Origin of the sequence: Streptomyces hygroscopicus subsp. hygroscopicus (genome assembly GCF_001553455.1) — a bacterium.
Lineage (GTDB): Bacteria > Actinomycetota > Actinomycetes > Streptomycetales > Streptomycetaceae > Streptomyces > Streptomyces hygroscopicus.
This window is the reverse complement of record NZ_BBOX01000007.1, coordinates 46,054-58,570: the sequence shown is the minus strand read 5'-3', so window position 1 is coordinate 58,570 and position 12,517 is coordinate 46,054. Positions and strand designations below refer to the sequence as shown.

12 protein-coding genes and 1 pseudogene are annotated in these 12,517 nt (G+C 73.1%); 10 read left to right on the top strand and 3 right to left on the bottom strand.

The genetic code is table 11. The features are described 5' to 3' along the window. Positions 1-145: 145 nt before the first annotated feature. On the bottom strand, positions 146-1,150 hold the full coding sequence (locus AXW62_RS01270; protein WP_060942828.1) for an ATP-binding protein: 1,005 nt from the start codon (positions 1,148-1,150) through the stop codon (positions 146-148). 101 nt (positions 1,151-1,251) lie between these two features. On the opposite strand from AXW62_RS01270, the gene AXW62_RS01265 reads away from it, so the two are divergent. Next, positions 1,252-2,079 carry a Fic family protein gene (locus AXW62_RS01265; protein ID WP_060942827.1) on the top strand — a complete coding sequence of 276 codons (828 nt, stop codon included), beginning with the start codon at positions 1,252-1,254 and terminating at the stop codon, positions 2,077-2,079. A 315-nt stretch (positions 2,080-2,394) separates the two neighbouring features. Here the strand turns inward: AXW62_RS01265 and AXW62_RS01260 are convergent, their stop codons facing one another. Beyond that, entirely contained in the window at positions 2,395-3,240 is an 846-nt protein-coding gene (locus AXW62_RS01260; protein WP_060942826.1) for an HAD family hydrolase, read from the bottom strand. Between the two features lie 452 nt (positions 3,241-3,692). Between AXW62_RS01260 and ssd the strand changes: the two genes are divergently transcribed. The 7 genes and pseudogenes from ssd to AXW62_RS44320 all read left to right on the top strand — a co-directional run. Continuing rightward, positions 3,693-4,802, top strand: coding sequence for a septum site-determining protein Ssd (ssd, locus tag AXW62_RS01255; protein ID WP_060942825.1), 1,110 nt, complete (start codon positions 3,693-3,695; stop codon positions 4,800-4,802). Further along, entirely contained in the window at positions 4,799-5,965 is a 1,167-nt protein-coding gene (locus AXW62_RS01250; RefSeq protein WP_174556338.1) for a TadA family conjugal transfer-associated ATPase, read from the top strand. The genes ssd and AXW62_RS01250 overlap by 4 nt, the downstream gene beginning before the upstream one ends. Then, positions 5,962-6,888, top strand: a complete 927-nt coding sequence (locus tag AXW62_RS01245) for a type II secretion system F family protein (RefSeq protein ID WP_107406192.1) — start codon at positions 5,962-5,964, stop codon at positions 6,886-6,888. Before AXW62_RS01250 ends, AXW62_RS01245 begins: the two co-directional genes overlap by 4 nt. Further along, a complete protein-coding gene (locus AXW62_RS01240; protein ID WP_060942824.1) occupies positions 6,878-7,726 on the top strand; it encodes a type II secretion system F family protein in 849 nt (282 codons plus the stop codon). Before AXW62_RS01245 ends, AXW62_RS01240 begins: the two co-directional genes overlap by 11 nt. A 295-nt stretch (positions 7,727-8,021) precedes the next feature. After that, positions 8,022-8,219: a DUF4244 domain-containing protein gene (locus AXW62_RS01235; protein ID WP_059142404.1), complete on the top strand. Its 198-nt coding sequence runs from the start codon at positions 8,022-8,024 to the stop codon at positions 8,217-8,219. Positions 8,220-8,379: 160 nt separating this feature from the next. Beyond that, positions 8,380-8,703, top strand: coding sequence for a TadE family type IV pilus minor pilin (locus tag AXW62_RS01230; protein WP_370682885.1), 324 nt, complete (start codon positions 8,380-8,382; stop codon positions 8,701-8,703). Then, a pseudogene (locus tag AXW62_RS44320) lies at positions 8,700-8,966 on the top strand (Rv3654c family TadE-like protein); the annotation flags it as partial. The gene AXW62_RS01230 and the pseudogene AXW62_RS44320, both read left to right, overlap by 4 nt. 111 nt (positions 8,967-9,077) lie before the next feature. Here the strand turns inward: AXW62_RS44320 and AXW62_RS44315 are convergent. After that, positions 9,078-11,534, bottom strand: a complete 2,457-nt coding sequence (locus AXW62_RS44315) for a DEAD/DEAH box helicase (RefSeq protein ID WP_169808103.1) — start codon at positions 11,532-11,534, stop codon at positions 9,078-9,080. 54 nt (positions 11,535-11,588) lie between these two features. On the opposite strand from AXW62_RS44315, the gene bldG reads away from it, so the two are divergent. After that, positions 11,589-11,930 carry an anti-sigma factor antagonist BldG gene (gene bldG, locus AXW62_RS01220; RefSeq protein ID WP_014061729.1) on the top strand — a complete coding sequence of 114 codons (342 nt, stop codon included), beginning with the start codon at positions 11,589-11,591 and terminating at the stop codon, positions 11,928-11,930. Between the two features lie 92 nt (positions 11,931-12,022). Next, positions 12,023-12,451, top strand: coding sequence for an ATP-binding protein (locus AXW62_RS01215; protein WP_030838049.1), 429 nt, complete (start codon positions 12,023-12,025; stop codon positions 12,449-12,451). The last annotated feature ends 66 nt before the right edge of the window (positions 12,452-12,517 follow it).

The following is a 12,517-nucleotide window of genomic DNA, read 5'->3' as shown; positions in this document are numbered from 1 at the left end:
AGCGCACGTTCGAGGGGAAGCGCAGGCCCGAAAGGAGCCGTGTCTCCGAAGGGAAGCGCGTATCCGAGGCGCCACACGCGGAAGCGCGAGTGGACGTCCGACCGCGGGCCGGCGCGCGAGCGGACGTCCGAGCACCCGTATGCGGCTAAGCGGGAGCGGGAGTAGCGGCCGAGCCCTTCTCCGGCGCGAACTCCTCCAGCGCGAAGGCAGGATCGACCTGGGCGGCCAGATCGGCGCCCGTCTTCGCGTTGCCCCAACTCTGCGCGTTCTTCAGATGGAAGTGCACCATCTGACGGGTGTACCGCTGCCAGTCACGCCGCTCGTACGAGGCGTCCACCGCGTCCTGCAGCGTCCGCAGTGCCTCGCGGTTCGCCTGCTCCAGTTCCTCGAACCGGGGCGCACGTCCCTTCTCCATCGCCCGGACCCAGTCGGAGTGGCCGAAGGCGACCAGCAGGTCATCGCCCACCTCCGCACGGAGGAAGTCCAGGTCGTCCGGGCCCTGCACCTTGTTGCCGACCACCCGGAGCGCCACATCGAAGTCCCGGGCGTACTCTTTGTACTGGCGGTATACGGAGACGCCCTTGCGTGTGGGCTCGGCCACCAGGAACGTCATGTCGAAGCGGGTGAAGAGGCCGGAGGCGAAGGAGTCGCTGCCCGCCGTCATGTCGACGACGATGAACTCTCCGCGTCCGTCGACGAGATGGTTCAGGCACAGCTCGATCGCCCCGACCTTGGAGTGGTAGCAGGCGACACCGAGATCGGATTCGGTGAAGGGACCGGTCGCCATCAGCCGCACCGTGCCGTCGTCGAGCGACAGGGTCCGGGCGCACGCCTGGAAGACGGGGTTGTCCTCGCCGATCCGCAGCAGCCGCGACCCCTCGCCGGGCGGGGTGGTCTTGATCATGGTCTCGGAGGAGGCGATCCGGGGATTCGTGCCGCGCAAGTAGTCCTTGATCAGCGGCAGATGGGCGCCCATGGCGGGCAGGGCGGCGGCCGCCGCCTCGTCGAGGCCGAGCGCCACGCCCAGATGCTGGTTGATATCGGCGTCGACGGCGACGACGGGGGCGTGGGTGGCGGCGAGATGGCGGATGAACAGCGACGACAGCGTGGTCTTGCCGCTTCCACCCTTGCCTACGAAAGCGATCTTCATGTTCACCTAGCGTAGGTGAGTGATTCCGGACGATGAGGGATTGCGTGAGGACCACCACTCCAACGAGGGGCGCCCGGAGTGGTGTGCGTAGTGTCGTACCTATGAGTACGTCAGCTGATCCGCTCGCCGCCCTGGCCGCGCTGCCCGGTGTGACCGAGTCCGTGGACGCCGTACGAACTGCGGTGGACCGGGTCTATGGGCACCGGGTGATGCGCCGCCGCAGCAATGAGGTCACCTCCGAGGCGGCGTTGCGCGGGGCGCGTGGCTCCGCCGCGCTGGCCGGCGCGGACTGGGCGCTGGAAGAGGTTCGCCGCCGCACCGACTTCGGGGGCGAGGGCGAGCCGCGCACGGTGGGGGCGGCGTTGCGGCTGACCGCTGAGTCGGGACAGTTGCTGAGCATCTGGCGTCAGTCGCCGCTTCGGGTGCTGGCCCGGCTGCATCTGGTCGCGGCGGGCGGGGCGGAGGAGGACGAGAGGGTCGGACGGCCCCGGCAGTCCGGTGAGCCGGTGGACGAACCGCTGATCGGGTCGGCTCTGCCGTTGCCGGACGCGGATGAGGTGGCGGGCCGGCTCGATGGGCTGGCCCGGCTGCTGCTCGCGGGCAGCGAGGCCCCGGCGCTGGTGACGGCGGCGGTGGTGCATGGCGAACTGCTCGCCCTGCGGCCCTTTGTCTCCCGCAACGGACTGGTGGCGCGAGCGGCCGAGCGCATCGTGCTGGTCGGCAGCGGCCTTGACCCGAAGTCCATCTGCCCGGCCGAGGTGGGGTACGCGGAACTGGGTGTCGCCCCGTACATGGCGGCGCTGGAGGGCTACGCGTCCGGCACGCCGGAGGGGATGGCGCTGTGGATCGCTCACTGCGGGCGGGCGGTTGAGCTGGGGGTTCGGGAGTCCACGGCGGTCTGCGAGGCCCTGCAGCGCGGGGCGGCCTGACGTACGGAAGGGTGGCGGCGCGCTCCGCCGCCGGACGCAATTGCGGCGGTACCACGTGGGTACCGCCGCTGGCACATCCGCCGGGTTACCATGCGTGCATTCTCATTCGCCCATCAGGTCGGGAACTTTGCCCGTCACCTGGTGCGGCTGGCCCGTAATCGACGGGTCGACGTCGCGTGGGTGCTCAGCATCCGTGCTCGGTCCGTGGGCCTTGGCGTCTGGGGGTTTCCTCCCGGATACCCCTGGTCTCGCGGGCCGTCGATTCCTTTGTACTCCTGCGAGGAGCCAAGCGGAACCCCTCACCGCAGATCTTTGTCATTGCCCCTGAATACGGGCATAAGGGGCGCGGCGCCGGTTGGTGTACCACACCAGGCCGGCGGTGGCGGCGGCCGCGCCGACGGCGGTGGCCATGGCGAGCACCGGACGCGGTGGCATGGAGAGCGAGGGTCTGCGCTGCTTCAGCCGGACCGGGCGGTTGAAGGAGAGCACCGGCCAGCCGCGGGCCGCCGCCTCGCGCCGCAGCGCGCGGTCCGGGTTGACCGCGTGGGGGTGGCCGACCGCCTCCAGCATCGGGAGATCGGTCACCGAATCGCTGTAGGCGTAACAGCGTGACAAGTCGTAGCCCTCCGACTCGGCCAGCTCGGCGATCGCCTCCGCCTTGGTCGGGCCATAGGCGTAGTACGCCACCTCTCCGGTGAACACCCCGTCCTCGACGACCATGCGGGTGGCCACCACGCGGTCCGCGCCGAGAAGCTCGCCGATGGGCTCGACCACCTCCGCCCCCGAGGTGCTGACGATCACCACATCGCGGCCGGCGGTGTGATGCTCCTCGATGAGCGAGGCGGCCTCGGCGTAGATGATGGGGTCGATGAGGTCGTGCAGGGTCTCCGCGACGATCTCCTTGACCTGCCGGACATTCCATCCTCGGCAGAGCGCGGAGAGGTACTCGCGCATCCGCTCCATCTGCTCGTGATCGGCCCCGCCGGCGAGGAAGACAAACTGCGCATAGGCAGTACGCAGTACGGCCCGCCGGTTGATCAGCCCACCCTGGTAGAAGGACTTGCTGAAGGTGAGAGCGCTTGACTTCGCAATGACCGTCTTGTCCAGGTCAAAGAAGGCGGCTGTCCGAGGCAAGGAGTGGTTTTCCACGACGCTGAGCATAGGGCCCACCATTCGGCGTAAGCTGAAGCGCGTGGGTTTGCCTGAGAAGGCTCTCGGGTACACCATGGAAGTCACGGATCGTTCGCGACCGTGCTAACCCGGCCCGACTCCTCCCCCCCCGAGTCGGCCGTGGGGACGACCCCCGCTCTCCCCCCCGGCGGGGGTCGTCGCATGTCCGGACGCTTTTTTGGCGTTCTCACGAGATCTTGGGCCCCTCCCTCGGGCACGTGCGGCCCGCCTCTCCATAGCTTGAGCGGTAACCGTGCGTAATCGCCAGGCTGCTCTCCGGAAGTCACTGGTTTAGGTGACTGGGATATTCACAACTGATGAGTTGTCCACAGTTTTGGACCAAGATCCCCAAGATTTTCTGGATCGCAGCACGGTGATTCTCCGCGGTGCTCGCACTCGCCGTTCGCGGGAGTGAGAGCGCGTAACCGATATGGGAGGGGATCGTGACTGCATCCATCACACCGGAACGCCCTTCGGCGGCCGAGGGACAGCGGGGCAGACCGCTCATCGTCACCGAGGACGAGGAACTTCTCGACGATCTGCTGCGGTTGTGCGCGGCGGCCGGAGCCGAACCGGAAGTGGCACACGGCGCTCTCACCCGCAGGGGCAGTTGGGAGGCCGCACCGCTGATTCTGGTCGGCGACGACGCGGCCGCCCGGCTGTGCGACCAGGCCCGCAGAGAAGGCGTCCTGCTCATCGGGCGTGATCTGGACGACCACGGCATCTGGCGGCGGGCGGTGGCGCTCGGCGCGGACAATGTGGCGTTCCTGCCCGATGCCGAGACGTGGCTGGTGGACCGGATCGCCGATGTCGCCGAGGGCGTGGGCCGCCAGGCCCTGACCATCGGCGTGATCGGCGGCCGTGGCGGCGCGGGCGCCTCCACCCTCGCCTGCGCCCTGGCGGTCACCTCGGCCCGCTCGGGCCGGCGCACGATGCTGATCGACGGCGATCCGCTCGGCGGCGGGCTCGATGTGCTGCTCGGCGGCGAAGGCGCGCAGGGGCTGAGATGGCCCGCGTTCGCCGAGTCGCGGGGCCGGGTCGCCGGAAGCGCCCTCGAGGAGTCGCTGCCCAAGCTGCACTCGCTGCGGGTGCTCAGCTGGGACCGCGGCGATTCGGTCGTCATCCCGCCGTCCGCCATGCGGGCGGTGCTGGCCGCGGCCAGACGGCGCGGCGGCGTCGTGGTGGTGGATCTGCCGCGCCGCGTCGACGACGCGGCGGCCGAGGCCCTGGCCCAGATCGACCTCGGGCTGCTGGTGGTCCCGGCGGAGCTGCGAGCGGTCGCGGCCGCCCACCGGGTGGCATCCACGGTGGGCATGGTGCTGCGGGATCTGCGCGCGGTGGTACGGGGCCCGTGCGGACCGGAGCTCGGCGACGAGGAGATCGCGGGGCTGCTCGGGCTGCCGCTGGCCGGTCAGCTGCCTCCGGAGCCCGGCCTGTCGGACGCGTTCGAGGTCGGCGAGCCCCCGGGCGGCAGCCCCCGTGGTCCGCTGGGGCGGTTCTGCGCCGAGTTCTGGGCGCGTGCCCTCGCCGACGAGGGGGGTGTCACCGCATGAGCGCCGTATCGCCGGAGCTGCTGGAGGCGGTCCGGCTGCGGCTGGCCGGAAGCGGCGCGGAGCCCACGCCCGCTCGGGTGGCGGCGGCCCTGCGCGAGGAGGGGCGGCTGCTCGGCGACACGGAGGTGCTCTGGGTGGTCGAGGCGCTGCGCTCGGAGCTGGTGGGCACCGGCCCGCTGGAGCCGCTGCTGGCCGCCCCCGATGTCACGGACGTCCTGGTCACCGCCCCCGATGAGGTGTGGGTGGACCGGGGATCGGGGCTGGAGCGCACGGCGGTCACCTTCGTGGACGCGGCCGCCGTGCGCAGGCTCGCGCAGCGGCTCGCCGCGGTGGCCGGGCGGCGGCTGGACGACGCCCGGCCGTGGGTGGACGCCCGGCTGCCGGACGGGACCCGGTTGCATGCGGTGCTCCCTCCGGTCGCGGTCGGCTCGACGTGTCTGTCGCTGCGGGTGGTGCGCCGCCGCGCGTTCTCCCTCGCCGAGCTGGAGGCGGCCGGGACCGTTCCGCCGGGCGGCGCGCATCTGCTGCGGACCATGCTGGACGCCCGGCTGTCCTACCTGATCAGCGGCGGGACCGGATCGGGCAAGACGACCTTGCTCAGCACCCTCCTGGGGCTGGTCGGCCCGGAGGAGCGGATCGTCCTCGCCGAGGACTCGGCCGAGCTGCGGCCCGACCATCCGCATGTGGTCCGGCTGGAGACCCGCCCGGCCAACCAGGAGGGCACAGGTCAGGTCACCCTCCGGGACCTGGTGCGGCAGGCACTGCGGATGCGCCCCGACCGGCTGGTGGTCGGGGAGGTGAGGGGCGCCGAGGTCACGGACCTCCTGGGGGCCTTGAACACCGGCCATGAGGGCGGCTGCGGCACCGTTCACGCCAATACGGCGGCGGATGTGCCCGCGCGGCTGGAGGCGCTCGGTTCGACCGCAGGTCTGGACCGGGCCGCGCTGCACAGCCAGCTGGCGGCGGCGCTGTCGGTCGTGGTCCATCTGGTGCGCGACCGCGGCGGACGGCGCAGGATCGCCGAGCTGCATGTGCTGGACCGGGACCGTGCGGGCTATGTCACGACCGTTCCCGCGGCCGTATGGGGCCCGCAGGGCTTCGAACGGGCGGTGGGGTGGCAGCGGCTCCAGCGGCTGTGCGCACGGGGCGGAGGCGCGGCATGACGGGCGGGGGAGCGGACCCGGGGGCGCTGACGCTGTGCGCCGCGATGCTGTGCGCGGGAGCGGCCGTATGGCTGTTTCCCGGGCGGGGCCGGCAGGTGCGCCGGGCCAGGCTGCTGCTCGCGGGCGGCGGGCCCGTCGAGCGCGCCGGGCCCGATCCGGTGCGGAGGCTGTCCGAGACGGCCGTCTGGCTGCGCGAGCGCTGGCGGGTGAGGTACGGCGGCCGGATGGGACGCGAGCTGCTGTGCCTGCCGGTCGGATGTGTGATCGCGCTGCTGGGCTCGTCGATTCTGCCGCTGCTCGGCGCGGTGCTGGCCACTCCGGCGGTCGGCCGGTGGCTGCGGGCCCGGCGGCGCGAGCGGGACCGGGTGCGGCGCGCCGCCGGGGTGATCGAGCTCTGCGCCGCCGTGGCGGGTGAGCTGCGGGCCGGGCGGCATCCCGGTGAGGCGCTGCTGGCCGTGGACCCGGGGCAGCTGAGGGAGCGCTGGGGACTGGTGACGGCCGCCGCGCGCTTCGGCGGGGACGTGCCGGACGCGTTGCGGAGGGCGGCCCGGCTGCCGGGCGCCGAGGGGCTGGCCGGGGTCGCTGCCTGCTGGCAGGTGGCGGTCGACGAGGGGGCCGGGCTGGCGGCGGGTCTGGACCGGGTGGCGGCGGCGCTGCGCGCCGAGCGGGACCAGCGGGAGAGCCTGGATGCCAAACTCGCGGGGGCCAGGGCCACCGCTGTCGCGCTGGCCGTGCTGCCCGTCGTCGGGCTGGCGTTGGGCGGTCTGCTGGGTGCCGATCCACTGCGCGAACTGCTGCACACCCCTGCCGGGCTGGGATGTCTGCTGGTGGGCGGCCTGCTGGAGTGGGCGGGTCTGGTCTGGACCGGCCGGATGGTGCGGGCGGCGCGCGAGCCGGGGCGGCCGGTGGCCGATGAACGCTGAGTCCGTCCGCAGCCTGGGGATCGCGCTGTCCTTCCTGGCGGCGGCCCTGTGCGCGGCGATGGCGATGGCCGAGGCCCGGCGGGAGCGGAAGGCCGGACGACGGCTGGTGACGCTGCTTCCGGGTGTGGGAGGCGGGTGGCCGAGGCGGGCCCGACCGTGGCGGCGGTGGCACGTCGGCGCCGATGCGGGCGCTCCGCCGGTCCGGGCCGCGGCAGGAGGCGCTCGGACGGCCTGGGCCGCGGCGGGCGGCGCTCTGGTGGCCGCCGTCGTCCTCGTCGGAGGACCGCCGGGGTGGGTGCTGGGGCTCGTCTCGGCCTGGGGCCTCTGGCGGTGGCAGCGGCACCGCGGGGCGACGGCCGGGCGGTCCGGCCGTGACCGGCATCTGGAGGGTCTCGCCGAGCGCCAGATCCCGCTGGCCGCGGATCTGCTGACCGCCTGCCTGGCGGCTGGAGCGGACCCGCGGAGGGCGGCGGAGGCGGTGGGCGGTTCGCTCGGCGGTCCGGTTGGCGAGCGGCTCGTCCAGACCGCGGCGGAGCTGCGGCTGGGAGGCGAACCGGCCCATGCCTGGGGGCGCATCGGGGCTCTGCCTGGAGCGCACGGGTTGGCACGCGCTCTGGAGCGCGCTGGCACAACGGGCGCTCCGGCGGTGGAGCAGGTGTCCCGGCTGGCGGCTGAATGCCGGGCCCAGCAGGGGCGGGAGGCGATGAAACGGGCCGACCGGACCGGAGTGTTGGTCAACGCGCCGCTCGGAGGCTGCTTCCTCCCCGCGTTCCTGCTGGTGGGCCTGGCCCCGGTGATGATCGGGCTGGCCCGCGGCCTGGCGGGCGACGGCCCCTGAGCACCGGCGAGGCCAGGAGCGGCGGCAGCACGGGCGCTGCCGGCACGGATGGCGGCAGCGTCGGCAAGGGCGACGCGGAAGGGGGTGGCGCGGCCGGCGGCGGTACGGACGGTGTGGGCGTCAACGGGGGCAGCACGAGCGGGCGCGGCCCGGACGGCGGGCGCACGGAACGGCGGCGCACGGAACGGCGCGTACGAAGAACAGTGGCGCGAGCGACGCGGCACGACATCGGGAGCACGAAGGACAACACCGCGGTCAGCGGCACCGCGGACAGGACCGGGACAAGGGGGCCGACATGGTGAAGCAGTGGTGGGTACGGCGGTACGCGGCGGCGCGGGCCAAGGCCGAGGCGGGCATGGCCACCGCCGAGTACGCGATGGGGACGATCGCGGCGTGCGGTTTCGCCGCGGTGCTCTACAAGGTGGTGACCAGCGGGACGGTCAGCGGTGCGCTGCAATCGGTCATCGGGCGGGCGCTCGATGCGCAGTTCTGAAGCACCGGGAACGGAGCGGACGGGCCCGCGTGCCAGGAGTGGCGCGCGGGGCGCCCCAAGGGCCCGGGGAGCCGGGCGGTGCGCGCGGGGCGCCCCGAGGGCCCGGGGCACGGGGTGGGACAGCGGCTTCGTCACCGCGGAGGCGGCCGTCGCGCTGCCGGTGCTGGCGCTGTTCGTCCTGATGCTGATCTGGGGGCTGACGGCCGCCTCCGCGCAGCTTCAGTGCGTGGACGCGGCCCGCGCCGGGGCGCGGGCGGCGGCGCGGTCGGAGCCGAGGGAGGACGCGGTGGCGGCCGCCCGCTCGGCCGCGCCCCGGGGAGCGCGGGTCGACTTGTGGCGGGAGGGGGACCTGGTGCGGGTGCGGGTCCGGACCCACGCGGCGGGGCCCGGCCCGCTGGCGGTGAGTCTGCGGGGTGAGGCGGCCGCGCTCGCGGAGGACGCGGTGGGCTCGGGCGGCTCGGCGGCCCGGGAGACGGTCCCGTGAGAAGGGCGGACGACCGGGGGTCGGCGACCGTATGGACCGCGTTGGCCGCGACGGCCCTGTGCGTGGTGTTCGCGGCCGTGCTGGCGGCCGGGCAGGCCATGGTGGCGCGCCACCGGGCGGGCGGAGCCGCCGATCTGGCGGCGCTCGCGGCGGCGGACCACGGCCTGGAGGGGGCTCGTACGGCGTGCGGTCTCGCCCGGAGGGTGGCCTCCGCGCAAGGGGCACGCGTGGTGCGATGCGCCCTGAGCGGTGAGATCGCTGATCTCACGGCGGAGGTGCGCACCGGCCCGTTCGCCCTCCGGGTGCGGGCGCGGGCGGGCCCCGCGGGCACTCCCGTCACCGTACGGCCGTCCGAGCCGGGCGACGGGGCGCGGTCACTCGGCGGTCGGCGGGTGCTCCGGGGCCCCGGCGAGGAGGGTCGTCAGCAGCCGGATGGCGGCCTTCTTGTCCAGCGGGTCGTTGCCGTTTCCGCACTTGGGCGACTGGATGCAGGAGGGACAGCCCGCCTCGCACTCGCAGGCGGCGATCGCCTCGCGGGTGGCCGCCAGCCAGCGGGCGGCCGTGTGGAAGGCACGTTCGGCGAAGCCCGCGCCACCCGGATGCCCGTCGTACACGAAGACCGTCGGCAGCAGGGTGTCGGGATGCAGCGGGATGGACACCCCGCCGATGTCCCAGCGGTCACAGGTGGCGAACAGCGGCAGGATGCCGATGGAGGCGTGCTCGGCGGCGTGCAGGGCACCGCCGAGGGCCTGGGGGTGCACCCGGGCCTCCTCGAGCTGGTCCTCGGTGACCGTCCACCACACGGCCCGGGTGCGCAGGGTGCGCGGCGGAAGGTCGAGCTTGGACTCGCCGAGGACCTCGCCGGTGATCAGCTTGCGGCGCAGGAAGGAGACGACCTGGTTGGTGACCTCGACCGAGCCGAAGCACAGCCGCGCGTCCCCCCAGGGGATCTCGGTGGTGGTCTCCAGGATGGAGATCGCCGTGGTGTCGCGGGCCGTGGTCGAGTAGGGCGGACTGGCCTCCTCCACGAGGGCGACAGAGTCGTCGAGGTCGAGCTGCCTGACGAGGTAGCTCCGGCCCTGGTGGAGGTGGACGGCGCCCTCGTGGACGGTGGTGTGGGCGGCCGCGGCGTCCACGGTGCCCAGCAGTCGCCCGGTCGCCGCCTCCACGACCTGCACCGGGCTGCCGCCCGCCCCGCGGATGTCGGTGAGGTCGGCGGCGCGCTCACGGCGGGTCCAGTGCCAGGCGGTGGCCCGGCGCCGCAGCAGCTTTCGCTGCTCCAGCTGCGGCATCAGCTCCGTGGTGGCGGGGCCGAAGAGCTCCAGGTCCGGCTCGGTGAGCGGAAGCTCGGCCGCGGCCGCGCACAGGTGCGGCGCGAGGACGTAGGGGTTGTCCGGGTCCAGGACGGTCGACTCCACCGGCTGCCGGAAGAGGGCGTCCGGGTGGTGGACGAGATAGGTGTCCAGCGGGTCGTCCCGGGCCACCAGGATCGCGAGGGCCCCTTCGCCGGTGCGTCCGGCCCGGCCCGCCTGCTGCCACAGGGAGGCGCGGGTGCCGGGATAACCCGCCACCACCACGGCGTCCAGCCCGGCGATGTCCATCCCCAGCTCCAGGGCGGTGGTCGCGGCGAGGCCGAGCAGCTCACCGGAGTGCAGGGCCCTCTCCAGGGCACGGCGTTCCTCGGGAAGATAGCCGCCGCGGTAGGCGGCGATCCTGCCCGGCAGCGAGCGGTCCACCTCCGCGAGCCGCTCCTGGGCGATGAGCGCGATGAGTTCCGCGCCCCGCCGGGAGCGTACGAAGGTGACCGTGCGGACCCCCTGGACGGCCAGGTCGGTGAGCAGGTCCGCGGACTCGGCCGTGGCCGTGCGGCGCACGGGGGCGCCCTGCTCGCCGTGGAGTTCGGTCAGGGGCGGTTCCCAGAGGGCGAAGACCACCTCGCCGCGGGGCGAGCCGTCCTCGGTGATCTCCACGACGGGCACACCGGTCAGCCGGCCCGCGGCGACCGCCGGATCGGAGGCGGTGGCCGAGGCGAGCAGGAACACCGGCGAGGAGCCGTAGCGGGCGCAGACGCGGCGCAGCCTGCGCAGCACCTGGGCCACATGGGAGCCGAAGACACCCCGGTAGGTGTGGCACTCGTCGATCACGACATAGCGCAGCGCGCGCAGGAAGGAGGACCACCTGGGATGGCCGGGCAGGATGCCGCGGTGCAGCATGTCGGGGTTGGTGAGCACGTAGTTCGCGTACTGGCGGACCCACTCGCGCTCCTCGACGGGTGTGTCGCCGTCGTAGACCGCCGCCCGGACGCCGGTGCCCAGCGGGGCGGTGAGGCCGGCCACCGCGCGGCGCTGATCGGCGGCCAGCGCCTTGGTGGGGGACAGGTACAGGGCGGTCGTCCCCCGTCCGCTGGGCTCCTCCGCGCCGTCCAGCAGGGTGCTGAGGACGGGGGCCAGATAGGCGAGGGACTTGCCGGAGGCGGTTCCGGTGGCGACGACCACGGACTCTCCGCGCAGCGCGTGTTCGGCCGTGCGCGCCTGGTGGGCCCACGGACGCTCGATACCGGCCGCGCGAATGGCGTCGATCACCTCCGGCCGGATCGCCGAGGGCCATTGGGCATGGGTTCCGGGGCGCGGGGGCAAGTGCTCCGTATGAGTGATGCGTGTGCCCCGGCCCGCCCCGGTGCTCAGCCGACCGAGGACGGCCCGGGGTGAGGGGCGTATGCCCGCCTGCCGCGGGATTTGGTTGTGGGCCATCGACACCGAGTGTGTCACTGGTCTGACGGACAATGGGCTCAAGGCGTCGTGCACGCCTGCTGGTAAGTGATTGAATGCCATCGCGGCTGCCGATCCATGGGGGGCGACCGCTCGATGCAAGGTGCTGGAGGATCCGTGGACCTGTCCCTGTCGACCCGGACCGTCGACGACCGTACGGTCGTCGAGGTCGGTGGCGAGATTGATGTATACACCGCGCCCAAGCTGCGTGAGCAGCTGGTCGAGCTTGTCAACGACGGCAACTACCACCTGGTCGTCGACATGGAGGGCGTCGACTTCCTCGACTCCACCGGACTCGGCGTGCTCGTCGGCGGGCTCAAGCGAGTGCGGGCCCACGAGGGCTCGCTGCGCCTGGTCTGCAACCAGGAACGCATTCTGAAGATCTTCCGCATCACCGGCCTCACCAAGGTGTTTCCGATTCACACCTCGGTCGAGGACGCTGTCGCGGCGACCGACTGACAAGATCGCCGAAGGAAGACACAGATGGAGGTCCCGGGCGGTGCACGCCCGGCCCTCCCCATACGCACGCCCATACGCCCGAGGGGGATGGCATGGCCACCGTCGAACTCCGCTTCAGCGCGCTGCCCGAGCACGTCAGGACCGCCCGTCTTGTCGCGGCGGCCGTGGCGCGCCGGGCGGGGGTGGATGAGGCCGTGCTCGACGAGGTGCGGCTCGCGGTCGGCGAGGCATGCACGCGTGCGGTCGGGCTCCACCTGAGCAATGGGGTGAACGCGCCGGTGCGGGTGGTGCTGACCGAGGAGGAGAAGAAGTTCTCCATCGAGGTCGGTGACGAGTCCCCGACCTCGGCGGCCCTGGTGTCCGGCTCGCACGCCGAGGCGGACGACGAGGCCGAGGGCGAGGACGAGATGGGTCTCGCCGTCATCAGCGGGCTCGTCGACGATGTCGAGGTGACGAGCAGCGAGACCGGTGGCGTGATCCGGATGAGCTGGCCGACCTCGCCCGAGCCCCTGGTGTCCTAGCTGTATCGGGCCGGGGCCCGTGGTGTTCTGGCCGTATTGGGCCGGGGCGCTGGTGTCCTGGCCGTA